This is a genomic window from Klebsiella sp. KP20-425-1 (assembly GCF_025813515.1).
Taxonomy (GTDB): Bacteria; Pseudomonadota; Gammaproteobacteria; order Enterobacterales; family Enterobacteriaceae; genus Klebsiella; species Klebsiella pneumoniae.
In genome coordinates this window covers 4,484,081-4,510,344 of the sequence record NZ_CP109614.1, presented here as the reverse complement: position 1 = coordinate 4,510,344, position 26,264 = coordinate 4,484,081, and the positions used below count along the sequence as shown (strand labels likewise).

The window sequence follows — 26,264 nt, the reverse complement described above, 5'->3', positions numbered from 1 at the left end:
GATAAGTAAACCTGGGCGCGGATTTTAGACTGCGACTTCCATTTCCATCATCACCGGATGGAAACGGCGTTTAAAGTAAATCAGGCCGTGCCCTTGCGGGCTCAGGGTAATATTCCTGATCTCCACCAGATACACCAGGTGGGTACCGATGGTTTGCACCTGGCTAATTTCGCCTTCGAGGCTGGCCAGCGAACCCTTCAGCACCGGCTGCCCGAGCGCGCCCTGTTGCCAGCCGCTGAGGGCAAACCGTTCTTCCATCGTCACCCCGGTCATCCCGGCGAAATGACGGGCCATGATTTCCTGCTCGTGGTTCAGCACGTTGATGCACAACTTGCCGTTGCCCTGAAACACCGGGTTCATCGCGCTGTTGGCGTTGATACAAACCATCACCGATGGCGGCGTATCCGTCACCGAGCATACCGCCGTGGCGGTAATGCCGCAGCGGCCGGCTTCGCCTGCGGTGGTGACAACGTTAACCGCCGCCGACAGGCTGGCCATGGCATCGCGAAAACGCAGGCGTTGTTCATCTAATTGCATTATGACCTCCCGCTGCGAATTACTTCAGCAGCTTATCCAACATGTTGATATCAGCGTTATTGTGCAGATGCGGCACCGTCCAGCCGTTCTGGTCGTACTCGGACAGGCAGCGGTCGACCATCGCCATCATTTTGTCCATATTGCCGGAGCTCTGCGCCTGGCGCAGACACTGCAGGCGAATTTCATCCTGGCTACCGGAGTAGTTGATCTCATACAGTTCATGGCGGCCGCCGAATTCGCTGCCGATGGCGTCCCACATCAGTTTGAGGATCTTGATGCGTTCAACGTGATCCATACCGTTGGAGCCGCGCACGTACTTCGCCAGATACTGGTCGATCTGCGGGTTGTTCAGATCGCGAGTGCTGGACGGCAGATAAATCAGGCCGCTGGTGACGTTGCGCTCGATGATGTTCTTGATCTTGGCGTAGGCCATCGGCGCCATTACGCGATAGGTCTGCAGCGCGGCGTGATCCGGCAGCCATGCGCCGTTGACCCACGGCGTCGCTTCCGAGCACATGGAATCGCTCAGCGCCCAGAACATGTTGCGCCACGCCACCACTTCGCCAAGGTCGGCCTGCACGCCGCGGAATTCGAGGGTGCCGGTACATTCCAGAGAACGCTTCAGCAGGGCAGTGATAAAGTCCAGTTTGACCGCCAGACGCACGCAGGCCTGCAGGGGGTACATGCGGGCAAAACCGCCTTCCATGGTCCAGCGACGGCAGCGGTCAAAGTCGCGATAAATTAGTACGTTCTCCCATGGGATCAGCACCTTATCCATTACCAGAATCGCGTCGTTCTCGTCGAAACGGCTGGAAAGCGGATAGTCGTACGGCGATCCGGTCGCGCCGGCGACCATCTCATAGGAGGCGCGGGAGATAAGCTTAACGCCTTCGGCATCCATCGGCGCGACGAACATCAGCGCGAAGTCCGGGTTCTCGCCCATCACCTGTGCGGAGCCGAAGCCGATCATGTTGTAGTGGGTCAGCGCCGAGTTGGTGGCGACCACTTTCGCGCCGCTGACGATGATCCCGGCATCGGTCTCTTTTTCCAGCTTGATGTAGACATCCTTCACTTCATCAGCCGGCTTGTGGCGGTCGATCGGCGGGTTGACGATCGCGTGGTTGAAGTACAGGCCGGTTTCCTGAATGCGGGTGTACCAGTTGCGGGCGTTCTGCTCGAACTGGCCGTAAAACGCCGGGTTGGCGCCCAGCGCGCAGCCGAAGGCGGCTTTGTAGTCCGGGGTGCGGCCCATCCAGCCGTAGCTTAAGCGAGACCATTCGGCGATGGCGTCGCGCTGCTGGCGCAGATCGTCGGCGCTTTTCGCCACGCGGAAGAATTTATGGGTGTAGCCACCGCTGCCAGTATCGGTGCCCCAGCACAGGGAATCCTGCATCTCCGGTTTATGCAGCGCATCGTACAGCTGAGCGACGGAGGCCGCGGCATTACGGAAGGCCGGATGCGTGGTGACGTCTTTCACGCGCTCGCCGTAGATATAAATTTCGCGGCCATCCTGCAGGCTTTTTAAATACTCTTCGCCAGTTAACGGGCGTTTCGCGTCGGCGCGGAAATCTTCAGGTTTCATAGGGGCCTCTTCAGTATTTATCGGAATAATGATGTTAAATATATGTTTTGTTTTTGTTGTTTAATTGAAGCGGTTATGGCGCTTGTCGTGAAGGGACGTTTGCGACAACGGCGGGTACTTTTCAGGCGGGAGTGAATTTTGTGATCTCTGCAACTTTTACCGGCTGGCGCGGCGCTGACCTGCCCTACGGTCTATAGCCCAGACAAGCGCAGCGCCGCCGGGGTATTACGACACCGGTACTTTTTGCGCCCGGTAGCTGCTGGGCGAGCAGCCGACCTGGCGGCTAAAAAAGCGCGCAAAATAGGCGGGGTCTTTAAACCCCAGCTGCCAGGCAATCTCATTGACCGCGCTATCGGAAAACAGCAGCAGGCGCTTCGCCTCGCGCAGCTGACGGTCGAATATCAGCCGCTTCGGCGAACGGTTGGCGAAGCGGCGACAGATGTCGGTCAACCGCGATTCGGTCAGATGCAGCTCCCTGGCGTAATCCGGTACCGTCCAGTGCTGATGGTAGTGGCTGTCGATCATCTGGTTAAAGCGCTGGAATAGCTTCAGCTCGCCGCGCATCCCGCTGGCGGCGTGATCGTCGAGCCTGGCGTTGCGCAGCAGCAGGGTAAATACCGCCTGCGCCAGCAGCGCCAGGGTATGCTCGCGCCCCGGCAACTGAGCGGTGGATTCACGGCGAATCAGCTGCCAGTAGTGCGCCAGCGCCGCCAGCTCGTCGGGTTTATCCGCCAGCGACAGGCAGATCCCCGGCAGACCGAAGGTCTCCCGCGTACCGGGATAAAGCACCTCCAGCAGCGGCCAGATGAGTTCTTCGTGCACCGTCAACACGTGACCATCGCTATCGGACTCGGTAATAAAGGCGTGCGGTACCGAGGGCGGCGTTATCACAAACAGCGGCGCCTGCACCGAATAGCGGTGGTCATCAAGCTGCAGCTCAATCTGTCCGGTATCAAGAAAGTGCATCTGAAAATAGCGGTCGTGGCGATGCGCCTGCATGTCGCGGCCAAAAAAGGCCGCCATGCGGGCAAACGACTGATAGTGCACCTCTTCGGTGCCCAGACTCTCGTCGTAATCTTTATTGATGTCGATGTTGGCGATTGAATGCTGGCACATACCCGCTCCTTAGTGGCCTTTTTGCGCCGCTAAGCCCGGCGCGGCGGCGGCGTCCTCGCGCTGGCTCATCGGAATGCGGGTGAGCACCAGCGCGCCGACGATCAGCAGCCCGGCGACAAACCACAGCCCGGAGCTAAAGCTGCCGGTGGTATCGCGCAAAATGCCGATCAACAGCGGGCTGACGGCAGAGCCGACGTTGCCGATGGCGTTGATCACCGCGAGCGCCACCGCGCGCGATTGCAGGCTGATCACCCGATCCGGGGTGGTCCAGAAAATGGCCATCGCGGTAAAGGATCCCACCGAAGCCATAATAATGCCGATCAGTTGGCTCAGGCTGTGGTGCGTTGCCGAAGCCAGCAGCCAACCCGCCGCGGCGAACAGGTAGGGCAGGATGGTATGCATCTTGCGCTCTTTGCGCCGGTCGGATCGGCGGCTCCACCAGATCATGCCGAAAATGGTGCAGAACTGCGGGATCGCCGCCAGCAGGCCAATCATAATGTTGCTACTGCCGGTGTTGAAGCTCTGCAGGATCTGCGGCGTCCAGATATTAATGGCGCTGAGGGTATTGGTCAGGCAGAAGTAGGCGAGGGTATACATCAGCACCGCTGGCGTCAGTACTTCGCGCAGCGTGGAACGCGGCGAAGCCGGGACGATTGCCGCATGTTCCCGCTCGCGATCGATCATCGCCTTCAGCGCCTGTTTTTCTTCGTTGTCCAGCCAGTTGGCTTTATCCGGCGTGTCGTTGAGGAAGAACCAGGTGACGACGCCGAGCACCACCGACGGCAGGCCTTCCAGCAGAAATAGCCACTGCCAGCCTTTCAGGTTCCACAGGCCGTCGAGCGCCAGGATATAGCCGGAAAGTATCGAGCCGAGCATCATGGTCACCGGCATGGCGATCATAAACAGGGCGTTGGCGCGGGCGCGATGGTAGGCCGGGAACCACCAGGTCAGATAGACGAGGATCCCCGGCAGAAAACCGGCTTCGGCGATGCCGACCAGCATCCGCAGGATATACAGCGTATGCGGGCTGGTGGCGAACATGGTGCAGGTCGAGGCGATCCCCCAGACCACCATGATCCCGGCGATCCAGCGGCGCGCGCCAACTTTCGCCAGCATGATATTGCTGGGGATCCCGCACAGCACGTAGGTGACGTAGAACAGCGTCGCCGCCAGGCCGAACATGGTGGAGGTCAGGCCGAGATCTTTACCCATCGTCAGGCCGGCGAAGCCGATATTAATGCGATCCAAAAATGAGAAAACAAAGAGAACAAACAGGAAGGTGATCAGGCGGCGGAACAGCTTTTTGATCACCCGGTTTTCTACTTCAACGGCTTTATTATCATTGTGTTGCAGGGTAGAGGTAGTCATGTTGCGCTCCACATTATCCGTTCAATAGACGGATTTATTGTTATCGGTTGTGGTGGTTGCGGTGTGGGTAAAACGGGCCGCCAGCGCTTCTGCGCCGCGGGCCAGCAGGGTGGTATCGACGCCGACGGCGACGAACAGCGCGCCCAGTTCGAGATAGCGTTTCGCCAGCTGTTCATTGGCCATCAGGATCCCCGGCGCCTTTCCGGCCTGGCGGATTTGCTGGATGGTATCTTCAATGGCGGCCTGCACTTCCGGGTGTTGTGGGTTGCCGCCGTGGCCCATATCAGCGCTGAGATCCGCCGGGCCGATAAACACGTCATCCACCCCTTCGACATCGAGGATCTGCGGCAGATTTTTCAGCGCTTCGCGGGTCTCAATCTGCACCAGTACGCACATGGCGTCATTGGCCCGGTGGATATAATCCGGGACGCGATTCCAGCGCGAGGCGCGGGCCAGCGCGCTGCCGACGCCGCGAATGCCGGCAGGCGGGTAGCGGGTGGCTCTGACCGCCAGCCGCGCTTCTTCGGCGTTCTGCACCATCGGCACCAGCAGGGTTTGCGCGCCGACGTCCAGCAGTTGTTTAATTTGTACCGGATCGTTCCACGACGGACGCACCACCGGCTGGCTGGGGTAGGGCGCAATGGCCTGAAGCTGGGTCAGCACCGTTGGTACATTGTTGGGCGCGTGTTCGCCGTCGATCAGCAGCCAGTCGAAGCCCGCGCCGGCCAGCAATTCGGCGCTGTAGCTGCTGCACAGCCCAAGCCACAGGCCGATTTGCGGACGCCCGGCCTTGAGCGCCTCTTTAAATGCGTTGTTCATGTTGCTCTCCTCAAACAAAGCGGCAGCTGATGGCGCCCATGTTGCCGTAGTCGACGTGGAAGGTATCGCCCTTGCGCGCCGGGACCGGGCGGGTGAAGGAGCCGCCGAGGATAATCTGCCCGGCTTCGAGCTGGACATCGTATGGCGCCAGTTTGTTGGCCAGCCAGGCCACGCCGTTGGCCGGATGATTAAGCACGCCCGCGGCGACGCCGGTCTCTTCAATCACGCCGTTGCGATACAGCAGGGCGGAGATCCAGCGCAGGTCGAGCTCGTCCGGTTTAATCGGCCGGCCGCCGAGGATCACCCCGGCGTTGGCGGCGTTATCGGAGATAGTGTCGAACACTTTGCGCGGACGCTGGGTTTCCGGGTCGATGTTGTGGCAACGCGCGTCGATAAGCTCCAGCGCCGGGATAACGTAGTCGGTGGCGTTGTAGACATCAAACAGCGTGCAGTTCGGGCCGCGCAGCGGTTTGGCCAGCACGAAGGCCAGCTCGACTTCAATACGCGGCACGATAAAGCGGTCGGTGGGAATATCGCTGCCGTCGTGGAAGAACATATCGTCGAGCAGCGCGCCGTAGTCCGGCTCGCTGATCTGCGAACTGGCCTGCATCGCTTTAGAGGTCAGGCCGATCTTGTGGCCTTTGAGCACGCGGCCTTCGGCGATCTTCATCTCGACCCACTCGCGCTGGACGGCGTAGGCGTCCTCAATGGTGATCGACGGATAATCCAGCGAGATCGCGCGGATCTGTTCACGCTGCTTTTCGGCCTGGTTCAGCCGCTGGGCAATCAGGGTACGGGTCTGTTTATCGAGCATAGAGATTCCTGTGGCATTGCATTGCCGGATGGCGCTTCGCTTATCCAGCCTACAAATTCATGGCCGTTGTAGGCCCGGTAAGCGCAGCGCCACCGGGCAATTTGCACATTATTTAAATAACGCGTGCACGTTGTTTTGTTTGTAGTTCAGCGTCGGGTCGAGCTCTTCCATGGCGAACGACAGCGCCAGATAGCGGCTCTCCATTAGCGTCGCGAAGTGGGATTTGATCAGCGTGAACAGCATATCTCCCACGTCCTGACGGCTCTCCAGGCTGCGCCCGGCGCCGATCTTCAGGGTCATATGCACGAAGGCGTAATCCTGCCTGCCGTCGGCCATCTGCCAGGTATCCAGCCAGTGGGCGCGGCTGCGGATCCCGCCGATCGGAAAGATGCCGGTGGCGGCCAGCGCCTCGTTGACTTTGGCGAACAGCCCAGGCAGATCGGCCTGCTCGCGGATGTTGTCGGTACATTCGGTGATAAAATGCGGCATGGGGCCCCCTTACGCCTGCGCTGGCAACGGGAACACGGCGTTAACCTGGCCGGTACCGGAGCTGGCGAATAGCTCGGTGATAAACTCCACCTTGCCGTCGTATTTATCCCAACCCAGCAGGCCGAGCAGCATCACCGTGTCGTGCATGTTGCCTTCGCCGTAGCAGTAGTCGGCATACTCCGGCAGCATGGTGCAGAACTCTTTGAATTTGCCCTCGCGCCATAGCTTCACCACCCGCTCATCCATTTGATGGTCAAATTCGCGGGTGTAGCTGTTCATCCCCTCTTCGGCGCGCTGGTCATCGATAAAGCGGTGCGACAGCGAACCGCTGGCCAGCACCGCCACAGTGCCGTCATATTTGTCGATGGCCTTGAGGATGGCCTCGCCCAGCTTGCGGCTATCGGCAAAATCGTGAACGGTACAGAAGGCGGAAATGGACACCACTTTGAAATGCTTATCGCTGTTCATGTAGCGCATCGGCACCAGGGTGCCGTACTCCAGCTTCAGGCTGGGAATATTGTGCGCTTTGGCACGCACCCCGAGCTTCACCGCCTCGTCGGCGATAAGCTGGCCCAGCTCCGGGTTGCCGTCGTAGTCGTAGGTCATGTCGCGAATGAAATGCGGCAGTTCGTTACTGGTGTAGACGCCCTGAAAATGGTCGGCGCAGTTGATGTGGTAGGCGCTGTTGACCAGCCAGTGGGTATCAAACACGATAATGGTATCGACGCCCATTTCACGGCAGCGCTTGCCAATTTCTTTATGCCCGTCGATCGCGCCCTGACGGCAGCCGTGGTTTTTCCCCGGCAGCTCAGACAGATACATCGACGGCACGTGAGTGATTTTTGCTGCTAACGCTAACTTACCCATATCAGACTCCCCATTTCGGGATCGGATGGTCGCCCATCGAGATGCAGACGTTTTTCATTTCGGCGAACACTTCAAAGCTGTACTCGCCGCCTTCGCGGCCGGTGCCGGAGGCCTTCACGCCGCCGAACGGCTGACGCAGGTCGCGCACGTTCTGGGTGTTGACGAACACCATCCCGGCTTCAATACCGCGCGCCAGACGCAGCACTTTGCTGACGTCCTGGGTCCAGATATACGACGCCAGGCCGTATTCCACATCGTTCGCCAGGCGCAGCCCTTCCGCTTCGTCTTTGAACGGCAGCAGGCAGGCGACCGGGCCAAAAATCTCTTCCTGGGCGACGCGCATACGGTTGTCGACATCCGCCAGCACCGTCGGGCGCAGGAAGTTGCCGGCTTTCAGATGCGCCGGCAGGTCGGACGGTTTATCCGCGCCGCCGGCCAGCAGGGTGGCCCCCTCTTCGATGCCGAGGCGAATGTAGCCGGACACTTTCTCCCAGTGTTGCTGGCTAATCAGCGCGCCGACCTGGGTGTTCGGATCGGTCGGATCGCCTACGCGCAGGCGATTGGCGCGCTCGGCGAAGCGTTTAACGAACTCGGGGTAGATACTCTGCTGAATAAAGATGCGCGAGCCGGCGGTGCAGCGTTCGCCGTTGATCGAGAAGATGGTGAACAGCGCGGCGTCAAGCGCGCGCTCGATATCGGCATCTTCAAAAATCAGCACCGGCGATTTTCCGCCCAGCTCCATGGAGTACTTTTTCAGACCGGCGTTTTTCATGATGTTGCGGCCGGTGGCGGTGCCGCCGGTGAAGGAGACGGCGCGCACATCATGATGGCGCACCAGCGCGTCGCCGGCGGTGGCGCCGTAGCCCTGCACCACATTGAGTACGCCAGCCGGGATCCCGGCTTCCAGCGCCAGCTCGCCCAGACGATCGGCGGTCAGCGGCGACAGTTCGGACATTTTCAGCACCGCGGTATTCCCCAGCGCCAGGCACGGCGCCACCTTCCAGGTGGCGGTCATAAACGGCACGTTCCACGGCGACACCAGCGCGCAGACGCCAACCGGCTGCACGAGGGTGTAGTTCAGCATCTTGTCGTCGACCGGATAGGTCTTGCCGTTCATCTGCTGGCATACTTCGGCGAAAAATTCGAAATTGTGTGAGGCGCGCGGGATCAACACGTTTTTGGTCTGGTGGATCGGCAGGCCGGTATCGGCGGTTTCCATCGCCGCGATCTCCGGGACGTTCTGATCGATCAGATCCCCCAGGCGGCGCATCAGGCGCGCGCGCTCTTTCATCGGCAGGTTAGCCCACTTCGGGAAGGCCTCTTTCGCCGCCGCCACCGCCTGGTTTATTTCGGCTTCACCGCCGGAGGCGACTTCCGCCAGTACCTCGCCGGTGGCCGGGTTGGTGGTATGAAAATAGTCTGCGCCGGCAACGTTTTTACCGTTGATCCAATGGTTAATCTTTTTCATGACAGTGTCTCCTCATACGCTTGCTGGCTGATGATATGGTTGACCAGGCGGCCCACGCCCTCGACTTCAACGATCACCTCGTCGCCCGGTACCACGTCGGATAGCCCTTTCGGCGTGCCGGTGGCGATCATGTCGCCCGGTTGCAGGGTCATAAATTCGCTTAAATAAGCGATGAGGAACGGGATGCTGAAGATCAGATCGGCGGTGGTGCCCTGCTGGCGCAGCTCGCCGTTGACCCAGGTGCGCAGGGCCAGATTATGCGGATCCGGGATCGCCTCTTTGCTGACGATCCACGGGCCGATCGGCGTCAGGGTGTCGCGGCTTTTCACCCGCAGGTTCGGGCGGTAGTAGTTTTCCAGATAGTCGCGGATCGCGTAGTCATTGCACACGGTATAGCCGGCGACATAATCCATAGCCTCGGCTTCGCTGACGCGGCGAGCGGTTTTCCCAATCACCACCACCAGTTCGGCTTCGTAGTGCATGTATTCGACGTTATCCGGGCGTACCGACTGCTGCTGGTGGCCAGTAAAGGTGTTCGGCGCTTTGATAAACACCAACGGCTCGGTTGGCGGTTTAAATTCCAGCTCGCTGGCGTGATCGGCGTAATTCAGCCCCAGCGCGAACAGCGTGCCGTTGGCGGGCGGCAGCCAGCGGAATTCACCTTCTTTTAATACCGTGCCATCGTCCAGGCGCACCTGGTCGCGTTCATTGACCAGCACGTCGCGTACCTGTCCTTGCCATTCAATGCGTGCCTGTTTCATGCCAGCTCTCCTTCTGCGACAACCGGATTTTCGAGCGCCGGGAAACCGTCGGCGAGAATACGTACCCGGTCGCCGGGGCGCAGCGTGACGCGAGAGTGGGGCGTGCCGATAAGGATCGCGTCGCCGGGATTGAGGGTGGCGAATTCGCTCAAGGCGCTCAGCAGCTGCGCGGCATTACGCTGCAGATCGCCGGTATGCCAGCTATCCGCCTCGCGGCCGTTAATTTCGGTGATGATGGTCAGATCGTCGACGTTGCGTACCGCCGATAGCGTGCCGATGGGGCAGAAGCCATCGCGGCACTTGGCTTTGATCGCCGGGCGATAAAAACTCTCTTCCGGCAGACTCACATCGTTAGCCAGCGCGTAGCCAGCGATATAGTTCGCCGCCTCTTCCGCCGCCACTTTACGCGCGGTTTTGCCGACAATCAGCGCCACCGTTGCGCCGCTTTGTACGGTCTCGCCCTGCGGATACGGGATCGCTTCGCCATCGCCAATTACGGTATTGCGCGGCTTGATAAACCAGACCGCGGTTTTCGGCGGCGTCTTGTAGGGGGCCTGTTGAAACGCCTCGCGCCAGGCGTCGAGCTGGCTGCGATGATTGAGCGCAACGGCGAAGATGGTACCTTTCATTCACCACTCCTCTGGGACAGATTTCGGTTCAAAGGGATTTCATTAATATGTTAATGATCATCTTTTATGCTTTGCGCTGAGGTTTAGCAACTGGAAGTGAATGTTTTGTGATCGGATTAACACAATATTTACATAGCAATTACTTATTTGTTGTAAATCAATAATTTGAATATTTTTCAGGAAAAGACTGGTACTTTTCAGGTGCAGAAACCGGTTGTACATGGCAGGATTAACGCTAATTATTAAGTTATTAATAAGTTTTTGGTGAGGCTGTTGAGGGGATACTATGCATGATTCATTAACCATTGCCTTGTTGCAGGCGCGTGAAGCGGCGATGGCCTACTTTCGACCGATCGTCAAACGGCACAATCTCACCGAACAGCAGTGGCGGATCGTGCGAATTCTCGCCGAACGTCCGTCGATGGACTTTCACGATCTGGCCTTTCGCGCCTGTATCCTGCGCCCCAGCCTGACCGGGATTTTGACGCGCATGGAGCGGGATGGGCTGGTGCTGCGCTTAAAGCCAGTTAACGATCAGCGCAAGCTGTACGTCTCGCTGACGCCTGCCGGAACTGCGCTGTACGAAAGCGCCCAGGCGGAGGTGGAAGAAACCTATCGCCTGCTGGAGGCCCAGTTCACCACGGAAAAGCTGCAGCAACTGACCTCCCTGCTGGAGGAGTTTATTGCGCTTGGCGTCCCTGCCGCGCGCAGTGATGAAGAAGAGTAGCGGTTACGGCTCGGCGCTCAGCCTGGCGAGGGCAATAAGCGTTTCCGCGCGGGCGGGGGACAGCGGCTCTCTCGGCTGCGGCAGCGGCCAGCCATACAGCCAGCGGGCGCTGGCGGCGCAGGTGCGCCCCTGACAGGCGCCCATTCCGCAGCGCTGGGTCAGTTTGGCCTGCAGCCAGTCGTCGGCGGCAGCCACGTCGCCGCAGCGCACATCCTCGCAGCGGCACAGCAGGCTCTCCGGCGTCGCCGCGTTTTTCAACGACTCCGCCAGCCGGAAGGCGCGGTTTATGGCGTCGGCGAAGCGCTGCCAGCGGGCGCGGCGGGCAAATAACGCCTGCGCTTGATGGCTGGCCCCGGCGGCGGCAAAACCGGCGATTTCGCCCTCCGCCAGCGCCAGTTCGCTACCGCCGAAGCCGGTGCACTCGCCGGCGGCGTAGATATCCGCGATGCTGGTCTGCTGCCAGCGGTTAACCTGGATCGCCTCCTGCGCCGTGGCGCAGCCGAAGAGCAGCGCCGTCTCGATATTGGGTATCAGCCCGTAGCCGATAGCCAGCCGATCGCAGGCGATAGTCCGCTCGACGCCGCGCTGGCGAAGCGTCACGGCTTCCAGCCGCGTTGTACCGTGAGCGCGGATCGCCTGCGCGCCGCTCAGATAGCCTTTCGGGGCCAGCGTCGCTAACTGGCGCAGCTTCTGCGGCCAGCGCCACAGCCCGCTGGCGAAGCGCAGCAGCGCCGGGAGCGGCGCTTGCTCAATGATATTCGTCACGTCGCCTCCGGCCTTGTTCACCGTATCCGCCACCGCCAGCAATAGCGGACCGCTGCCGGCAATCACCACCTTTTCACCTTTCAGCGACAGGCCATGTTTGATTTGCGCCTGCAGGCCGCCCGCGCCGGTCACGCCGGGTAAGGTCCAGCCGGGAAAGGGCAGCGACAGCTCGCGCGCGCCGCAGCAGAGGATCAGTTTCTGCCAGTAAACCACGCCGCCGCCGTCGGCGGTTTCAAACAGCACGCTGTGCGCGGAGGGGCGGGCAATCAGCCGCGCGCCGTTCACTACCCGGATGGCGGCTGACGCGGCGATGGCGTCGCGGTAGCGCCGGGCCAGGGCCGGTAGCGTCGCCTGCGGACCCGCACGCCAGATTTGTCCGCCAGGGGCGGGGTTATCGTCGAGGATGATGACCTGTTTATCGCAGGCGGCGGCGGAGAGTGCGGCCGCCATCCCTGCGGGGCCGGCGCCGAGGATTAAAATGTCACAGCGCAGCGTGTTCATCGCGGCTCCTTTCTATTTGCATACCGGCCCGGCACAGGGTCTGACAGGCCAGCACCCGATGGCCGTCGACGGCGATCCGGCACTCCTGGCAGACGCCCATGCCGCAAAACGGCGCGCGGAGCTCGCCGTTAACCGCCTGGCGGGTGGTGGGGTCGCCGGTCAACGCCAGCGCCGCCGCCACGCTGATCCCTTCCGGCACCGTCAGAGGCTGGCCATCGACGGTGATGTTGAGAGTGGCCTTCATGCAATCGCCTCCTGTTGACACAAACGTACCGGGAGCCAGGCGTCGGGCGCCAGTGGGCTGCGTTCATCGAGGATCTGCGCCGCCAGCAGTTCGGCCGTGGCCGGCGCGGTGGTGACGCCCAGCCCTTCATGGCCCAGCGCTAACCATACGCCACGGCGAGCGGGGTGCGGGCCGATCAGCGGGTTGCCATCCTGCGAGGCGGCGCGCAGACCGCTCCAGCAGCGGATGATATTCAACGTCGCCAGCGCCGGCACGAAATGGCGGGCGCGATCGAGCATCTGCGCCAGCAGGGGCAGATCCAACTCGCGCTCGCGGTTATCAAACTGACGCGACGAGCCAATCAGCAGCTGGCCGGTGGGCCGCGGCTGAAGGTTAAACGCCACCGAGGTGCCGCCGCCGTGGGCGCTGGCGCCGTAACCCAGCTCAACCAGCTGGTGCTGCACCCGCGGCCGGTAGCGATCGGTAATCGCCAGTTGGCCTTTTTTCGGTCGCAGCCAGTTTTCTGCTAACAGCGCGTTGGCTTCAAGGCCGCAGGCCACCACGATCGCCCGCGCCTGTAGCCGTTGGCCGCTGGCGAGCAGCACCTGCGGCTCGTCAATCGTCTGTACGCTATCGCGCAGGCAGGTAAGATGGTCTCCGGCATCGGCTATCAGCCAGCGGGCGACGTTCGGCGCGTAGACGATGCCATCGCCCGGTACCCATAGCCCGCCGGCCAGCCCGCCGCGCAGCAGCGGCTCGCGCCCGGCGATCTGCTGCGGAGTCTGGCGTTCGCTGTGCACCTGATGGCCGGCCATCCGCCGCTGTTTTTCGTCGGCGACGGTCATCTCTTCTTCGCTTTCCGCCAGCCACAGCGTGCCGCAGCCGCGCCAGGCGCAATTGTCGGGCATCCGCGGCGTGATAGCGCGCCAGCGTTCCAGCGACCACGCCGACAAGGCAAGCTCGGCGGGGTCATCATCCATGCACACCAGATGGCCCATACCGGCCGCCGTGGCGCCGGGCTGACCGTTATCGATCAGCGTCACGCTCTGCCCCCGCTTCGCCAGCTGCCACGCGCAGGCGGCGCCGATGATCCCGGCGCCGATCACGATGACGTCGCACTGCTTCACGGCGCGATCCCCCAGCAGAAGGGATCGTCAGGGTTGAGGATCAACTGGTTATCGCCGCATACCCAGGCTTCGCCGCGGATCGTGGGGATGATGCCTTCCGCGGTGCGCTGGTAGCTGGCGGTAAACTGGCTGCCGATGATGCTGGCCTGGCGCCATATTTCCCCCGGCTGCAACTTGCCATCCTGCGCCAGGCAGGCCAGCTTGGCGCTGGTGCCGGTACCGCACGGCGAGCGATCCCAGGCCTTTCCCGGACAGAGTACGAAGCTGCGGCTGTCGGCGGTATCGTCATCGGCGAAGAGTTCGATATGGTCGATAACGCCGCCGTCGTCGCCGCGGATCCCCGCGGCTTCCAGCCCCTCGCGTACCGCCCAGGCGTAGTCGGTGAGCTGTGGAATCTGTTCGGGCGTTATGGCGAACGGGTGGTCGTTAATCAGGAAAAACCAGTTGCCGCCCCAGGCAATATCGCCGATGACGGGACCCAGCGCGGTTTCAACGCGGATCTGTTTTTTCCAGCGGCGGGCCGGGACGTTTTGCACCGATACGCTGCCATCGTCGTGCAACGTGGTGCTTACGTCGCCGACCGGCGTTTCAATCAGATGTACGCCAGGCTTGATACGCCCAAGCCAGGCCAGCGAGGCGATAAGCCCGATTGTGCCGTGGCCGCACATATTCAGAAAACCGGCATTGTTGAAGAAAATCACGCCAGCGGTAGCCGCCGCCGAGACCGGTTTGCACAGCAGCGCGCCGACCAGTACGTCATTACCGCGCGGTTCGAGAATGGCCGCCTGACGCCAATGGTCGAAGTCGTGGGCGAAGCGGTCGCGGCGCTTCGCCATGCTGCCGCCGCCGAGATCGGGGAATCCGTCAACGATCAGGCGGGTTGGTTCGCCGCCGGTGTGTGAATCAATAGCTCTCAACGTAATAGGGGGGCGTGGCGCGGTCATCAGGCTCTCCGGAAGTTAACAACATGTTTCATCATGCTGGCGCAACCTTTCCCGACCTGCTTGAGCGCTTTCGTCAGAGAAAATGACGAAATCTGCACAGTAATGAGCGCGGTATATTTCTATTTCACATAGTTATTTCTTATTAATCATTTGTTTAATGCTGTGGTAAACCGAAAGCGACCATTGTGCCAGTGGCTAAACCAGGGGAAGGCGTAAAGCGGATCCAGGATCGCAAAACCGACGGTTGCTGCTTGAGGTGTTAACGGAAAGTGAATAAATATCCTTCGGTCACTTACCATGAGGAGGCCTTATGATCGGTGTTTCTGATGCGCCGCCGCCGCGGGCGGTTAACCAACCTGAGCTGGCCGTCGATGAGCTGAGCCAGATCTGCGAAGGGCTGGCGCGCCAGCGGCCGGAAAATATGCCCGCGCTGCTGAATGCGCTGGCGCTGATTGCGCCCCTGCTCAATGCCATCCCTAATGTGGTCTTTTTTATCAAAGATCGTCAGGCGCGCTATCTGCTGGCGAACCTGACGCTGGCCCGCCGCTGTGGTTTCAAAAGCGTTTCCTCGCTGCTGGGCAAAACCTCCGCTGATGTCTTTCCTTCCGCGCTGGGTCAGGGTTATACCGAGCAGGATCTTCGGGTGTTGCGCGAAGGCGTGACCCTGCGCGATCAGCTGGAAATGCATCTCTACAATGGCCGCGAGCGCGGCTGGTGCCTGACGCAGAAACTGGCGCTACGCGATATCAGCGGGCAGGTGATCGGCATGGCCGGGATCTCGCACGATCTGCAGGAGGCCCATGCCCGCCATCCGGCGTGGCAGCGGCTGGCGATCGTCGACGATCATATCCGCCGCCATTATCACCGGCCGATCGCCATGGAGGAGTTGACCGCCTTAAGTGGGATGTCGATTGCGCAGATCGAACGCTACTGCAAACGGATCTTTCATCTCACTCCGCGGCAAATGATCCACAAAGTGCGGCTGGAAAAAGCTACCGAACTGCTGGCTGGCGATACGCCGATTACCGATATCGCCTTGCAGTGCGGGTATACCGATCACAGCGCCTTTAGCCGCCAGTTCAAGGCGATGACCGGCTCGACGCCGCGCGATTTTCGCCTCACGCTGCTCGGATAAACGCTGGCTCACACTTTTGCCGACTGTGCTAATTTCGTCATCGTATTGAGGGAAAACCGACAAGCCGCCGGTTCCGCGACACGTCAATCTGTCAGTGAATATTCACCATTCATTCACTTCGACTTAACAAAATGACGACAAGGAACCGAGCATGAGCAAAAAAGCGATTCACTGGAGCGGCGTATTCCCGGCGGTCAGCACGCAGTTTCGTAGCGATTACTCCCTCGATTTAGATGCCACTCACGCGGTGATGAAAAACCTGGTGAAAGATGGCGTTTCCGGGCTGGTGGTATGCGGCAGCGTGGGTGAAAACACTTCGCTGAGCACCGATGAAAAACTACAGATTATCGAGGTGGCGAAGGATGCCGCCGGCGGCAAAATTCCGGTCATCGCCGGGGTGGCCGAGTTCACCACCGCCTTTGCCCAGAAAATGGCGAAAGAGGCGGAGCGCGTCGGCGTCGACGGGATCATGGTGATGCCGGCGCTGGTCTACTCCTCAAAACCGCATGAAACCGCGGCCCACTTCCGCAGCGTGGCGAGCGCTACCGACCTGCCGATTATGGTCTACAACAACCCGCCGATTTACAAAAACGACGTGACGCCGGACATTCTCGCCACCCTGACCGACTGCGACAACATCGTCTGCTTTAAAGACTCCTCCGGCGATACCCGCCGCTTTATCGACCTGCGTAACACCGTTGGCGACCGCTTCGTGCTGTTTGCCGGGCTGGATGACGTGGTGGTGGAAAGTATTGCCGTCGGCGCGGAAGGCTGGATCTCCGGAATGTCCAACGCCTTCCCGCGCGAAGGGGAAACGTTATTCCGTCTCGCCCGCCAGCAGCGTTACGAAGAGGCGATGGCGTTGTACCGCTGGTTCATGCCGCTGCTGCATCTCGATGCGCGTCCGGATCTGGTGCAGTGCATCAAGCTGTGTGAAGAGTTGCTGGGCCGCGGTAGCGCCATTACCCGTCCGCCGCGTCTGGCGCTGGAAGGCGAAACGCGCCAGCAGGTGGTGGCGATCGTTGAACAGGCGCTGGCCACTCGTCCGACGCTGCCGGATGTCGGCCTCTGAGCACAGGAGTCAATATGAATGCATCTCAGACCATGGCGGGACGGCAGTTTATCGCCGGACGCCGTATTGCCAGCGGTGAGGCGACGCTATTGAGCCTGCGGGCGGTGGACGGCGAAGCCACCGGCCACCGCTTTTATCCGGCTTCCTGTGAGGAAGCCGCTCAGGCCGCAGAAGCCGCGCAGGAGGCCTTTGCCGTCTATTCACAAACCACGCCGCAGCAGCGGGCGCGCTTTCTCAACGCCATTGCTGATGAACTGGATGCGCTGGGCGAGGCGTTTTTTGCTATCGCCGGGCAGGAGACCGCGCTGCCGCTGGCGCGGCTACAGGGAGAACGGGCGCGCACCAGCGGCCAGTTGCGGATGTTTGCTGGCGTGATCCTGCGCGGCGATACCTTCGCCGCCCGTATTGATACCGCCTTAGCCGACCGTCAGCCGCTGCCGCGCCCGGACCTGCGCCAGTATCAGCAGGCGTTAGGGCCGGTGGCGGTGTTTGGCGCCAGCAACTTTCCGTTGGCCTTTTCTACCGCTGGCGGCGATACCGCCTCGGCGCTGGCGGCTGGCTGCCCGGTGGTGGTGAAGGCCCATCCGGGCCATATGGCCACCGCCGAGCTGACCGCCGAGGCGATCGTCAGGGCGGTGGTACGGTGCGGTTTACCCGGCGGCGTATTCAATATGATTTTCGGGACCGATATCGGCGCCGAATTGGTCCGTCATCCGGCGATTCAGGCCGTTGGCTTTACCGGTTCGTTGGCCGGCGGTAAGGCGCTGTATCAGCTGGCGCAGCAGCGCCCGCAGCCAATTCCGCTGTTTGCTGAAATGTCGGCGATTAACCCATTGATTATTCTGCCGCAGGCGCTGCAGACGCGGGCCGAGGCGCTGGCAAACGAGCTGGTGGCGTCATTCACCCTCGGCGGCGGCCAGTTCTGTACCCGTCCGGGGCTGATTCTGGCGCTGCGCGGCGCCGGGCTGGAACGCTTTAAGTCGGCGCTGTGCGCGGCGGTAGCGGGCTCCACGCCGCAGGTGTTGCTCAATGCGCCGACCCTTCAGCACTACCGTCAGGGCGTGGCGGCGCTTGCGGCGCACCCGCGTATCGAGAAGTTGGCGAGCGGCATCGCCGCCGGCGCCGGGCAGGCGCAGACCCTGCTGTGGCAGGCTCAGGTCGAGGATCTGTTGGCGCAGGATACGCTGCTGCAGACCGAAGTTTTCGGCCCGCTATCGCTACTGGTGGAAGTGGATGATGAGGCCCAACTGAAGGCGGTGGTGAAAGCGCTGCAGGGTCAGCTCACCGCGACGCTGCATGCCGAGGCGGATGATGGCCCGCTGGCGGCGAGCCTTCTACCGCTGCTTTGTGAGAAGGCCGGACGGGTGCTGTTTAACGGTTATCCCACCGGCGTGGAAGTGTGCGATGCGATGGTCCACGGCGGCCCGTGGCCGGCGACCACCGACGCACGCGGGACCTCGGTCGGCAGCCGGGCGATTGAACGCTTTCTGCGCCCGGTCTGTCTGCAGAACGCGCCCGCCGCCCTGTTACCGCCGGCGCTGCAGGATGCGAACCCTTTGAACCTGCTGCGCCTGGTCAACGGCCAGTGGACCCGGGAAGCGATTTCCTCCCCTCATTGACGCAAGGGCATCACCATGACCATTCACTCTACGCATAACAGTCAAACCCGCGTTGCAGAGTCGGGTAAGTTTAAAAAACAGCTGACCCTAACCGATCTCACCTTTATCGGCCTGGGGGCAATTTTCGGCTCCGGATGGTTATTCGCTGCCAGCCACGTCGCATCCATCGCTGGTCCGGCCGGGATCGCATCGTGGGTGATCGGCGGCTTTGCGGTGCTGCTGCTGGGGATTGTCTACTGCGAGCTGGGGGCGGCGCTGCCGCGCGCCGGCGGCATTATTCGCTACCCGGTCTTTTCCCACGGCGAGCTGATGGGCTATCTACTGGGGTTCATCACCCTGATCGCTTTCTCCAGCCTGATCTCGATTGAAATTGTCGCCGCCCGGCAATATGCCGCCGCCTGGTTTCCGGCGCTGACCCAACCGGGCTCCAGTTCGCCGACGCTGCTGGGGTGGGTGGTGCAGTTCTTGCTACTCTGTTTCTTCTTTGCGCTTAACTACTACAGCGTTAAGACATTCGCCCGATCGAACAACTTCATCAGCGTGCTCAAGTTTCTGGTGCCGCTGCTGGTGGTGGTGACGCTGTTCGCCTTCTTTAAACCGGAGAACCTGCACGCTCAGGGGATTGCGCCGTTCGGCATGTCCGGGGTGGAAGCGGCAATTAGCGCGGGCGGAATTATCTTCGCTTATCTGGGACTGACGCCGATTATCTCGGTAGCCAGCGAAGTACAAAAGCCGCAGCGGACTATCCCTATTGCGTTGATTTTATCAGTGGTGCTGTCGACGATTATCTACGTGCTGCTGCAGCTGGCGTTCCTTGGCAGTATCCCCACCGAGATGCTGAACGGCGGCTGGGCCGAGGTGAGCAAACAGTTCTCGCTGCCGTATCGCGATATCGCCATTACCCTCGGCATGGGTTGGCTGGCCTTTATGGTGATAAGCGATGCGATTATCTCCCCGAGCGGCACCGGCAATATCTATATGAACGCGACGCCGCGGGTGATCTACGGCTGGGCGAAGGCGGGTACTTTCTTTAAGGCCTTTACCCATATTGATAAAGCGTCCGGGATTCCGCGCCCGGCGCTATGGCTGACCTTTGGGCTGTCGATTTTCTGGACGCTGCCGTTCCCCTCCTGGGAACAGCTCATTAGCGTGGTATCGGCAGCCCTGGTGCTGAGCTACGCCATCGCCCCGGTGACTGCCGCCGGGCTGCGCCGCAACGCGCCGGATCTGCCGCGGCCGTTCCGCGTGCGCGCCTTCGGCATCATCGGCCCGATATCGTTTATGATCTCGGCGCTGATAGTCTACTGGTCCGGCTGGAATACGCTCTCATGGTTACTGGGGCTGCAAATCGTGATGTTTGTCGTCTACGTGATGTGCAAGGGTAAGGTGCCGGAACATACCGTGAGCCTGGCGCAGCAGGTGAAGTCTTCGCTGTGGCTGATCGTTTTTTATGCGTTGATTATCCTCTTTTCCTGGCTGGGCAGCTTCGGCGGGCTTAATGTTATCGGTCACCCCTGGGATACGGTGCTGGTGGCGGCGATGTCGTTGGGGATTTACTACTGGGGCGCGCGCAGCTGCCTGCCGCAGGCTAACTTTAGCGGAGACGAAGAAGAGTAAAGGAGAACAGTATGGAGTCGGTAACTCTATCGTTACCTGAAGCTTATGACCTGGCGCTGGAGGTACTCAGCGCCAATGGATTTAGCGCCGACCACGCGGCGGCCATTGCACGTAATGTAGCCGACGGGGAGCGCGACGGCTGCGCTTCCCACGGCCTGTGGCGGCTGTTGGGCATTGTCGATACCTTGCGTAAAGGTAAGGTATCGCCTGATGCCGAGCCGCAAATCCACGATCAGGCGCCGGCGATTGCGCGGGCGGACGCCGGCGGCGCTTTTTCGCTGCTGGCCTACGAGCGCGCGCTGCCGTTACTGCTGGAGAAGGCGCGGCACAGCGGCATTGCTGCGTTGGCGATTAACCGCTGCGTCCATTTTTCCGCGCTGTTTGCCGATATTGAGCCGTTGACCGAGGCAGGGCTGGTGGGGCTGGCCTGCACGCCAAGCCACGCCTGGGTCGCCCCGGCGGGCGGCACGCGTCCGCTGTTCGGCACCAATCCTATCGCTTTTGGCTGGCCGCGGCGGGACAAACCGCCGTTTATTGTTGATATGGCGACCAGCGCCGCGGCGCGCGGCGAGATACAGCTGCATCAGCGCGCCGGCAAAGCGCTACCTGAAGGGTGGGGAATCGACAGTCAGGGACGGCCAACGACCGATGCCGCAGAGGTGCTGAACGGCGCGATGTTAACCTTTGGCGGCCATAAGGGCTCGGCGCTGGCGGCAATGGTTGAGCTGCTGGCCGGGCCGCTTATTGGCGATATGACCAGCGCCGAATCGCTGGCGTGGGATAACGGCGCGGGAGGTCTCCCCTACGGCGGCGAGCTTATCCTGGCGCTGGATCCGCAGCGCTTTCTCGGCGCGCAGGCACAAGAGCAGCTGGAGCGCGCCGAAACGCTGTTCAATGCGATGCAGGATCAGGGCGCGCGGCTGCCGGGCGAGCGGCGTTTCGCCTGCCGCCGGCAGAGTGAGCGGCAGGGGGTCGCCATCAGCCGTTCATTGCATGATGAGATTTGCGCCTTGCGCCAGGGTGGGTAAGTCGCGAAGCGCCGTCCCCCGGGACATCCCCCGGCTTGCGCTACGCTTAGCCGGGCTACCGAACGTTGCGGGTTGTGTAGCCCGGGTAAGGCGCGAAGCGCCGCCACCCGGGATGCCTGTCAAAACAGCGTGTCGAGCTCGTCCAGCACGTTGTAGTCGTCATCGACCAGCAGCAATGTCTTCCATTTATCAAAGGTCAGACAGGGGTGCGAAGTGCCGAACAGCAGAATATCGCCGACCTGCACATCGCTGCCCGGCGCCAGGCGCAGCATGCAGTGCTGATCCATGATGCCGATACTGACGATCGACTCCGCGCGCAGCGCTAACTGCTGGCCGTTACGATAATGGGCGATCGGCTGCGGCAGCCCGGCGTCGAAAGCGCAGTCGCGCTTGCCGAAATTCACCACCGCGCGATCCGCCTCAGGCACCGATTGCACCATCGCCATCAGCTCCAGCGCTGATGTAAGATCGCCGGCGAGATCGCAGGCAATCGGATCGCGGGCGATCAGCTCTTGTTGTGCGAGATCGTAGATCCCGCGATCGTGGGTGATATAACAGCCAGGGCGGATGACGATACGGCAGCGGCGCGGTTTTGCCGCCGCCAGCCAGATGTTGCACACCACGTCATACCAGACGGTGCCCGCGCCGGTGAGAATAAATTCGCCGTCAACCAGCGACTCCATGCGGCAGGCAAGCGCCGCGGCCTGTTGTAATAACGCTTCCACCTGCGGTTGTGGATCGTCGCCGTGCAGCACTCCTTCATACAATTCCAGTCCGCGTAGCCGTAACCCCGGCAGATCGCTTACCCGCTGCGCCAGCGCCAGCGCGTCATCAACGCTACGACAGCCGCAGCGCCCGCCCGGCACGCCAAGTTCAATCAGCACATCCAGCGTTTGTCCCTGGGCGGTGAAGAAAGCGGAGAGGGTGCGTACGTTAGCCTCGCTATCGACGCAGCAGATAAAATCCACTGCCCGATAGTGGGCTTTTAGCTGCGCGACCACCTGCATATTGGCCTTGCCGACCAGCTGATTGACCATCAGGACGCGTTGGATGCCGCTGGCCATCGCCGCGCTGGCCTGCCAGGCGCTGCCCACGCCGATCCCCCACGCTCCCGCTCGCTGCTGCGCCTGAAATATCCATGGCGTCATTGTCGTTTTACCATGCGGCGCCAGCGACACGCCGCGGGCGTCGGCGTAACGCTGCATCCATGAAATATTATTTTCCAGCGCCGACTTTTTTAGCAGCGCGGCGGGTAGACAGACCTCTTCCGCCAGCAGATTAGCCGGCGCGGACATGAGGGCGGATTTGTGCGGGATGAGCGGTGCTGAATGGTATTTCATAACACTATCCTTTCAGGGGTTATAATCGGTTAGTCTCTTGGTATCATTTATAACTATTTGATAAATATATTTTTAATATAAAAATGTTATTCATTTTGAATAAAAGTATCACAAAATGATCTGGGTTTTGCGTAGTTTTCCACTGTTTTTTGCGCTTGTAAATGGTTAACTTATCGGCATGTCGAAAGGGAGTAATTGCTATGAAAGTTGACTGGCTTTTCAAAAACGTCACGGTGATCGACGGGAGCGGCGGGCCGCAATACCGTGCTGAAGTGGCGGTGAAGGGCGACCGAATAATGGCTATCGCCCCGGCGCTGGATGTCGCGGCGGAGCAGGTGATTGATGGCCAGGGGCGGGTACTGGCGCCGGGCTTTATTGATGTGCATACCCATGATGATATCAACGTTATCCGTATGCCTGAGTACTTGCCGAAACTCAGCCAGGGGGTGACGACGGTGATCGTCGGCAACTGCGGGATCAGCGCGGCGACCGCTACCATGCGCGGCGAAGTGCCGGACCCGATGAATCTCCTCGGCGAGCAGCAGCACTTTATCTATCCCACCGTGGAGGCTTATGCCCACGCGGTGGAAGCGGCGCGACCTTCGTTGAACGTCGGCACGCTAATCGGTCACACCGCGCTGCGCAATAACCATATGGACGATCTGTTTCGTCCGGCGAACGAGACGGAAATCGCCGGCATGCGCGTACAGCTACGCGATGCGCTGCGCCAGGGTGCATTAGGGCTCAGTACCGGGCTGGCCTACGCCAGCGCCTTCCAGTCGACTACCGAAGAGGTGATGGCGCTGGCGGAAGAGCTGGCAGCCGGGAAGGGCGTCTATACCACCCATTTACGCTCGGAGTTTGAGCCGATTCTCGAGGCGCTGGACGAAGCCTTCCGCATCGGCCGCCACGGCAACGTGCCGGTGGTGGTTTCGCACCACAAGTGCGCCGGGGCGAAAAACTGGGGGCGTACCAAAGAGACGCTGGCGTTTTTCGATGAGATGCGCCAGCAGCAGGATATCGCCTGCGACTGTTATCCCTACTCCGCCAGCTCGTCGACGCTGGATATGAAACAGGTGACCGATGAGTTTGATATCGTGATCACCTGGTCCGAAGCGCAGCCGGCGCAGGCGGGGAAAACGCTGCAACAGATCGCCGATGAGTGGCAGGTGAGCCTGCACGACGCCGCGGCGCGGCTGATGCCGGCGGGCGCTATCTACTACAACATGGATGAGCAGGACGTACGGCGGGTGATGCGCTATCCGGTCACTATGATTGGCTCTGACGGGCTGCCGAACGATCCGATGCCGCATCCGCGCCTGTGGGGCGCCTTCCCGCGGGTACTCGGCCACTATAGCCGCGACGAGCAGCTATTCCCGCTGACTACCGCGGTACACAAGATGACCGGGCTGTCGGCGGCGCGCTTCCAGCTGGCGGATCGCGGGCTGGTGAAAATTGGCTACTTTGCCGACCTGGTGCTGTTTGACCCGCAGACGGTGCGCGATGTCGCCAGTTTCTCCGACCCGAAACGACCGGCGGACGGCATTGAGGCGGTGATGGTCAACGGCGTGATGAGCTACGGCAGTGATAAGAAAATTACCGGGCGGGCAGGGCGTTTCCTGCGTCGTCGGATGGACTAAGGAGTTGAGTATGAGTATCAAGCGTTATGGCGTAGAAGGTGGTACCGGTACCGGCGGGCAGCACCTGCCGTTCGCGCGGGCGGTGGAAGCGGGAGGCTGGCTGTACGTTTCCGGCCAGACGCCGATGAAAAATGGCGAAGTCGTGGAAGGCGGGATTGTCGACCAGTCGCGTCTGGCGATTCAGAACTGCGTAGATATCATGACCGAAGCGGGCTACACCCTGGCCGACGTGGTGCATGTTAAAGTGATCCTCACCGATGCGCGCTATTTTCAGTCGTTCAATAAGGTATTTCGCGAGTTCTTTGGCGACAACCCGCCTGCCCGCATCTGCTGCGTAGCGGACCTGGTGGTGGATTGTAAAGTCGAAGTGGATGTGACCTGTTTTAACGCTGCGCGACAATAACGCTCGAAACCTAAAATAAATCCCTCCCTTTGCGGGAGGGAGCATCAAAAAAGTGTGATATCGGCACCAGAGTGAATAAATAAATCGGTGCCACTGGGTTCGCTATGCCTTTTTTCAGGCATGGTTCCTGTTAACTCATAATATTCAGCGGCACGAATATTATTTATTACGTCTGGATGTGAGCCATGAATAATATGTCATTTATGATTTGGTTTTCCGTTTATGCCTGCGCGATGATTACCTTAGGCTGGTACGTTTCGCGCAAACAGAAAACCGGCGAAGACTTTTTACTTGGCGGTCGTTCGCTGCCGATGATCCTCACTCTCGGTTCGACGGTCGGCACCATGGTGGGGACCGGCTCCAGCGTCGGCGCCGTCGGCTTTGGCTACAGCAACGGCTGGGCCGGGATGCTTTACGGCCTCGGCGGCGCGGTGGGGATTCTGCTGGTGGCATGGTTATTCGCGCCGGTACGTAAACTTCGCTTCATGACCATGAGTGAAGAAATGTCGTATTACACTGGCGGCAGTAAAATTATAAAAAACCTCGTCGCAATACTTATTTTTATTGCCTCTATAGGCTGGCTGGGGGCGCATATATTAGGCGGCGGATTATACCTGGCGTGGGCCAGCGGCATTGATATTAATGTCGCGAAAATTATTATCGCGCTGGCTTTTGTGGTTTATGTCGGTATTGGCGGCTATTCCGCGGTGGTGTGGATCGATACCATTCAATCGATCGTGCTGTTCGTGGGCTTTATTTTAATGGCGATACTGGCGGTTCATCACGTTGGCGGCTGGAACCATATTCAGCAGGCCGTCGATCCGGCGGCGCAAAGCCTGTTCGCGGTCGATAAATTAGGCGTGTTGCCGGCGCTATCATTGGCGATGGTGATCGGCGTCGGCGTGCTGGCGACGCCTTCTTATCGCCAGCGTATTTACTCGGCGAAGACCGTCTCCTCGGTGCGCCAGTCCTTTACCATTACCGGCCTGCTGTATCTGGGCTTCTCCTTCCTGCCGGCGATCATCGGTATGGCGGTATGGACCATGAACCCGCAGCTGGAGAACAGCGGCTTCGCTTTCTTGTTTGCCACTCAGGTGCTGCCGCCGGTGCTGGCGATGGCGATCCTGATTGCCGGGATGTCGGCCAATATGTCTTCCGGTAGCTCTGATGCCATCGCCGCGGTGTCCATTATGCTGCGCGACCTCTACACCCTGGTGACCGGCCATATGCCCGCGCCGGAGAAAGCGATTCGCCTGTCGCGGATCTTCCTGGTTCTGGTGATTGCGCTGGCGCTGCTGTTTGCCCTGACCTCCAACGACATCATCAGCTACATCACCAAAATGATCTCGATGATTATGTCCGGGATGTTTATCTGCACCATGCTTGGCCGTTTCTGGACACGCTTTAACTGGCAGGGCGCGGTCGCCGCGCTGGCCGGCGGCGCCGGGGCATCGGTTGCGGTGCTGGTGGATAGCGACTGGCTGGCGTTCTGGGGCAACCCGTGTATTCCGGCGGTGCTGACGAGCCTGGTGGCCTCGGTTGTGGTGACGTTACTGACCCCGGCCAGCAGCATGAGCCGCGAGCAGGCGCTGGAGATGATTACCCGCGAGCGTGAAAGCCGCCCAACGCCGCCGCCGCTGCCGATTGGCAAACGTCATACCTCACGCGGGTAA

27 protein-coding genes are annotated in these 26,264 nt (G+C 60.6%); 9 read left to right on the top strand and 18 right to left on the bottom strand.

Annotated features, from left to right (window positions below):
• Window positions 1-24: 24 nt before the first annotated feature.
• From OHJ17_RS22080 to OHJ17_RS22025, 12 genes are all read right to left on the bottom strand, one after another.
• Complete coding sequence (locus tag OHJ17_RS22080) at window positions 25-537, bottom strand: 4-hydroxyphenylacetate 3-monooxygenase reductase subunit (RefSeq protein ID WP_002887467.1); 513 nt, start codon at window positions 535-537, stop codon at window positions 25-27.
• A 19-nt stretch (window positions 538-556) separates the two neighbouring features.
• Entirely contained in the window at window positions 557-2,119 is a 1,563-nt protein-coding gene (hpaB, locus tag OHJ17_RS22075; protein ID WP_032433807.1) for a 4-hydroxyphenylacetate 3-monooxygenase, oxygenase component, read from the bottom strand.
• Between the two features lie 225 nt (window positions 2,120-2,344).
• Window positions 2,345-3,235, bottom strand: a complete 891-nt coding sequence (gene hpaA / locus OHJ17_RS22070) for a 4-hydroxyphenylacetate catabolism regulatory protein HpaA (RefSeq protein WP_032433808.1) — start codon at window positions 3,233-3,235, stop codon at window positions 2,345-2,347.
• 9 nt (window positions 3,236-3,244) lie between these two features.
• Window positions 3,245-4,603, bottom strand: coding sequence for a 4-hydroxyphenylacetate permease (hpaX, locus tag OHJ17_RS22065; RefSeq protein WP_032433809.1), 1,359 nt, complete (start codon window positions 4,601-4,603; stop codon window positions 3,245-3,247).
• 21 nt (window positions 4,604-4,624) lie between these two features.
• The gene (gene hpaI / locus OHJ17_RS22060; protein ID WP_267302634.1) at window positions 4,625-5,422 is read right to left on the bottom strand and encodes a 4-hydroxy-2-oxoheptanedioate aldolase; all 798 of its coding nucleotides are present in this window, start codon (window positions 5,420-5,422) and stop codon (window positions 4,625-4,627) included.
• Window positions 5,423-5,432: 10 nt separating this feature from the next.
• Complete coding sequence (gene hpaH / locus OHJ17_RS22055; protein ID WP_002887487.1) at window positions 5,433-6,236, bottom strand: 2-oxo-hept-4-ene-1,7-dioate hydratase; 804 nt, start codon at window positions 6,234-6,236, stop codon at window positions 5,433-5,435.
• Window positions 6,237-6,344: 108 nt separating this feature from the next.
• A complete protein-coding gene (locus tag OHJ17_RS22050; protein ID WP_032433811.1) occupies window positions 6,345-6,725 on the bottom strand; it encodes a 5-carboxymethyl-2-hydroxymuconate Delta-isomerase in 381 nt (126 codons plus the stop codon).
• A gap of 9 nt (window positions 6,726-6,734) precedes the next feature.
• On the bottom strand, window positions 6,735-7,592 hold the full coding sequence (hpaD, locus tag OHJ17_RS22045; RefSeq protein WP_004178507.1) for a 3,4-dihydroxyphenylacetate 2,3-dioxygenase: 858 nt from the start codon (window positions 7,590-7,592) through the stop codon (window positions 6,735-6,737).
• A gap of 1 nt (window position 7,593) precedes the next feature.
• Complete coding sequence (hpaE, locus tag OHJ17_RS22040) at window positions 7,594-9,060, bottom strand: 5-carboxymethyl-2-hydroxymuconate semialdehyde dehydrogenase (protein ID WP_002887494.1); 1,467 nt, start codon at window positions 9,058-9,060, stop codon at window positions 7,594-7,596.
• Complete coding sequence (locus OHJ17_RS22035; protein WP_002887498.1) at window positions 9,057-9,821, bottom strand: fumarylacetoacetate hydrolase family protein; 765 nt, start codon at window positions 9,819-9,821, stop codon at window positions 9,057-9,059. Before OHJ17_RS22035 ends, hpaE begins: the two co-directional genes overlap by 4 nt.
• Window positions 9,818-10,450 (bottom strand): fumarylacetoacetate hydrolase family protein, encoded by a 633-nt coding sequence (locus tag OHJ17_RS22030; protein ID WP_004146085.1) that lies wholly within the window; start codon window positions 10,448-10,450, stop codon window positions 9,818-9,820. Before OHJ17_RS22030 ends, OHJ17_RS22035 begins: the two co-directional genes overlap by 4 nt.
• Window positions 10,451-10,507: 57 nt before the next feature.
• Complete coding sequence (locus OHJ17_RS22025; RefSeq protein ID WP_020805208.1) at window positions 10,508-10,672, bottom strand: hypothetical protein; 165 nt, start codon at window positions 10,670-10,672, stop codon at window positions 10,508-10,510.
• Between the two features lie 64 nt (window positions 10,673-10,736).
• Between OHJ17_RS22025 and hpaR the strand changes: the two genes are divergently transcribed.
• On the top strand, window positions 10,737-11,177 hold the full coding sequence (hpaR, locus tag OHJ17_RS22020) for a homoprotocatechuate degradation operon regulator HpaR (RefSeq protein WP_032433812.1): 441 nt from the start codon (window positions 10,737-10,739) through the stop codon (window positions 11,175-11,177).
• A gap of 3 nt (window positions 11,178-11,180) precedes the next feature.
• Here the strand turns inward: hpaR and OHJ17_RS22015 are convergent, their stop codons facing one another.
• The 4 genes from OHJ17_RS22015 to OHJ17_RS22000 are packed head-to-tail and all read right to left on the bottom strand — an operon-like array spanning window position 11,181 to window position 14,737.
• On the bottom strand, window positions 11,181-12,443 hold the full coding sequence (locus tag OHJ17_RS22015; protein ID WP_071557807.1) for an NAD(P)/FAD-dependent oxidoreductase: 1,263 nt from the start codon (window positions 12,441-12,443) through the stop codon (window positions 11,181-11,183).
• On the bottom strand, window positions 12,424-12,687 hold the full coding sequence (locus OHJ17_RS22010; protein ID WP_004211356.1) for a (2Fe-2S)-binding protein: 264 nt from the start codon (window positions 12,685-12,687) through the stop codon (window positions 12,424-12,426). The genes OHJ17_RS22015 and OHJ17_RS22010 overlap by 20 nt, the downstream gene beginning before the upstream one ends.
• On the bottom strand, window positions 12,684-13,793 hold the full coding sequence (locus tag OHJ17_RS22005; RefSeq protein WP_020801835.1) for an NAD(P)/FAD-dependent oxidoreductase: 1,110 nt from the start codon (window positions 13,791-13,793) through the stop codon (window positions 12,684-12,686). Before OHJ17_RS22005 ends, OHJ17_RS22010 begins: the two co-directional genes overlap by 4 nt.
• The gene (locus tag OHJ17_RS22000) at window positions 13,790-14,737 is read right to left on the bottom strand and encodes a 4-hydroxyproline epimerase (RefSeq protein WP_032433813.1); all 948 of its coding nucleotides are present in this window, start codon (window positions 14,735-14,737) and stop codon (window positions 13,790-13,792) included. The genes OHJ17_RS22005 and OHJ17_RS22000 overlap by 4 nt, the downstream gene beginning before the upstream one ends.
• A 310-nt stretch (window positions 14,738-15,047) precedes the next feature.
• Here OHJ17_RS22000 and OHJ17_RS21995 point away from each other — a divergent pair, with 310 nt between their 5' ends.
• The 5 genes from OHJ17_RS21995 (at window position 15,048) to OHJ17_RS21975 (ending at window position 21,208) form a co-directional block, all read left to right on the top strand.
• The gene (locus tag OHJ17_RS21995; RefSeq protein ID WP_015368421.1) at window positions 15,048-15,872 is read left to right on the top strand and encodes an AraC family transcriptional regulator; all 825 of its coding nucleotides are present in this window, start codon (window positions 15,048-15,050) and stop codon (window positions 15,870-15,872) included.
• A 151-nt stretch (window positions 15,873-16,023) separates the two neighbouring features.
• Entirely contained in the window at window positions 16,024-16,944 is a 921-nt protein-coding gene (locus OHJ17_RS21990) for a dihydrodipicolinate synthase family protein (RefSeq protein ID WP_008807565.1), read from the top strand.
• 14 nt (window positions 16,945-16,958) lie between these two features.
• Window positions 16,959-18,563 (top strand): aldehyde dehydrogenase (NADP(+)), encoded by a 1,605-nt coding sequence (locus OHJ17_RS21985; protein ID WP_032433814.1) that lies wholly within the window; start codon window positions 16,959-16,961, stop codon window positions 18,561-18,563.
• Window positions 18,564-18,578: 15 nt separating this feature from the next.
• Window positions 18,579-20,180 (top strand): APC family permease, encoded by a 1,602-nt coding sequence (locus OHJ17_RS21980; protein ID WP_004214398.1) that lies wholly within the window; start codon window positions 18,579-18,581, stop codon window positions 20,178-20,180.
• Window positions 20,181-20,191: 11 nt separating this feature from the next.
• Window positions 20,192-21,208, top strand: a complete 1,017-nt coding sequence (locus tag OHJ17_RS21975; RefSeq protein WP_032433815.1) for an Ldh family oxidoreductase — start codon at window positions 20,192-20,194, stop codon at window positions 21,206-21,208.
• Between the two features lie 119 nt (window positions 21,209-21,327).
• Here OHJ17_RS21975 and OHJ17_RS21970 read toward each other — a convergent pair whose 3' ends face one another.
• Together OHJ17_RS21970 and OHJ17_RS21965 are read right to left on the bottom strand one after the other, a co-directional pair.
• Window positions 21,328-22,548, bottom strand: coding sequence for an amino acid deaminase (locus OHJ17_RS21970; RefSeq protein ID WP_038434870.1), 1,221 nt, complete (start codon window positions 22,546-22,548; stop codon window positions 21,328-21,330).
• A 43-nt stretch (window positions 22,549-22,591) separates the two neighbouring features.
• Window positions 22,592-22,771, bottom strand: coding sequence for a hypothetical protein (locus OHJ17_RS21965; RefSeq protein WP_032433817.1), 180 nt, complete (start codon window positions 22,769-22,771; stop codon window positions 22,592-22,594).
• On the opposite strand from OHJ17_RS21965, the gene OHJ17_RS21960 reads away from it, so the two are divergent.
• The 3 genes from OHJ17_RS21960 (at window position 22,749) to OHJ17_RS21950 (ending at window position 26,264) form a co-directional block, all read left to right on the top strand.
• Window positions 22,749-24,188: an N-acyl-D-amino-acid deacylase family protein gene (locus OHJ17_RS21960; protein WP_032433818.1), complete on the top strand. Its 1,440-nt coding sequence runs from the start codon at window positions 22,749-22,751 to the stop codon at window positions 24,186-24,188. The two genes, OHJ17_RS21965 and OHJ17_RS21960, sit on opposite strands and share 23 nt — an antisense overlap.
• 10 nt (window positions 24,189-24,198) lie before the next feature.
• Complete coding sequence (locus OHJ17_RS21955; RefSeq protein WP_002887555.1) at window positions 24,199-24,591, top strand: RidA family protein; 393 nt, start codon at window positions 24,199-24,201, stop codon at window positions 24,589-24,591.
• A gap of 185 nt (window positions 24,592-24,776) precedes the next feature.
• Window positions 24,777-26,264, top strand: coding sequence for a sodium:solute symporter family protein (locus OHJ17_RS21950; RefSeq protein WP_004151389.1), 1,488 nt, complete (start codon window positions 24,777-24,779; stop codon window positions 26,262-26,264).

Coding starts and splice junctions, on each gene's coding strand:
- OHJ17_RS21995 (WP_015368421.1), top strand. CDS start 15,048: ATGATCGGTGTTTCTGATGCGCCGCCGCCGCGGGCGGTTAACCAACCT.
- OHJ17_RS22025 (WP_020805208.1), bottom strand. CDS start 10,672: ATGTACAACCGGTTTCTGCACCTGAAAAGTACCAGTCTTTTCCTGAAA.
- OHJ17_RS22015 (WP_071557807.1), bottom strand. CDS start 12,443: ATGAACACGCTGCGCTGTGACATTTTAATCCTCGGCGCCGGCCCCGCA.
- OHJ17_RS22035 (WP_002887498.1), bottom strand. CDS start 9,821: ATGAAACAGGCACGCATTGAATGGCAAGGACAGGTACGCGACGTGCTG.
- hpaD (WP_004178507.1), bottom strand. CDS start 7,592: ATGGGTAAGTTAGCGTTAGCAGCAAAAATCACTCACGTGCCGTCGATG.
- OHJ17_RS22050 (WP_032433811.1), bottom strand. CDS start 6,725: ATGCCGCATTTTATCACCGAATGTACCGACAACATCCGCGAGCAGGCC.
- OHJ17_RS22000 (WP_032433813.1), bottom strand. CDS start 14,737: ATGACCGCGCCACGCCCCCCTATTACGTTGAGAGCTATTGATTCACAC.
- OHJ17_RS21960 (WP_032433818.1), top strand. CDS start 22,749: ATGAAAGTTGACTGGCTTTTCAAAAACGTCACGGTGATCGACGGGAGC.
- OHJ17_RS21985 (WP_032433814.1), top strand. CDS start 16,959: ATGAATGCATCTCAGACCATGGCGGGACGGCAGTTTATCGCCGGACGC.
- hpaX (WP_032433809.1), bottom strand. CDS start 4,603: ATGACTACCTCTACCCTGCAACACAATGATAATAAAGCCGTTGAAGTA.
- hpaB (WP_032433807.1), bottom strand. CDS start 2,119: ATGAAACCTGAAGATTTCCGCGCCGACGCGAAACGCCCGTTAACTGGC.
- hpaR (WP_032433812.1), top strand. CDS start 10,737: ATGCATGATTCATTAACCATTGCCTTGTTGCAGGCGCGTGAAGCGGCG.
- hpaA (WP_032433808.1), bottom strand. CDS start 3,235: ATGTGCCAGCATTCAATCGCCAACATCGACATCAATAAAGATTACGAC.
- OHJ17_RS21970 (WP_038434870.1), bottom strand. CDS start 22,548: ATGAAATACCATTCAGCACCGCTCATCCCGCACAAATCCGCCCTCATG.
- OHJ17_RS21955 (WP_002887555.1), top strand. CDS start 24,199: ATGAGTATCAAGCGTTATGGCGTAGAAGGTGGTACCGGTACCGGCGGG.
- hpaH (WP_002887487.1), bottom strand. CDS start 6,236: ATGCTCGATAAACAGACCCGTACCCTGATTGCCCAGCGGCTGAACCAG.
- OHJ17_RS21950 (WP_004151389.1), top strand. CDS start 24,777: ATGAATAATATGTCATTTATGATTTGGTTTTCCGTTTATGCCTGCGCG.
- OHJ17_RS22080 (WP_002887467.1), bottom strand. CDS start 537: ATGCAATTAGATGAACAACGCCTGCGTTTTCGCGATGCCATGGCCAGC.
- hpaI (WP_267302634.1), bottom strand. CDS start 5,422: ATGAACAACGCATTTAAAGAGGCGCTCAAGGCCGGGCGTCCGCAAATC.
- OHJ17_RS21980 (WP_004214398.1), top strand. CDS start 18,579: ATGACCATTCACTCTACGCATAACAGTCAAACCCGCGTTGCAGAGTCG.
- OHJ17_RS21975 (WP_032433815.1), top strand. CDS start 20,192: ATGGAGTCGGTAACTCTATCGTTACCTGAAGCTTATGACCTGGCGCTG.
- hpaE (WP_002887494.1), bottom strand. CDS start 9,060: ATGAAAAAGATTAACCATTGGATCAACGGTAAAAACGTTGCCGGCGCA.
- OHJ17_RS22030 (WP_004146085.1), bottom strand. CDS start 10,450: ATGAAAGGTACCATCTTCGCCGTTGCGCTCAATCATCGCAGCCAGCTC.
- OHJ17_RS22010 (WP_004211356.1), bottom strand. CDS start 12,687: ATGAAGGCCACTCTCAACATCACCGTCGATGGCCAGCCTCTGACGGTG.
- OHJ17_RS21990 (WP_008807565.1), top strand. CDS start 16,024: ATGAGCAAAAAAGCGATTCACTGGAGCGGCGTATTCCCGGCGGTCAGC.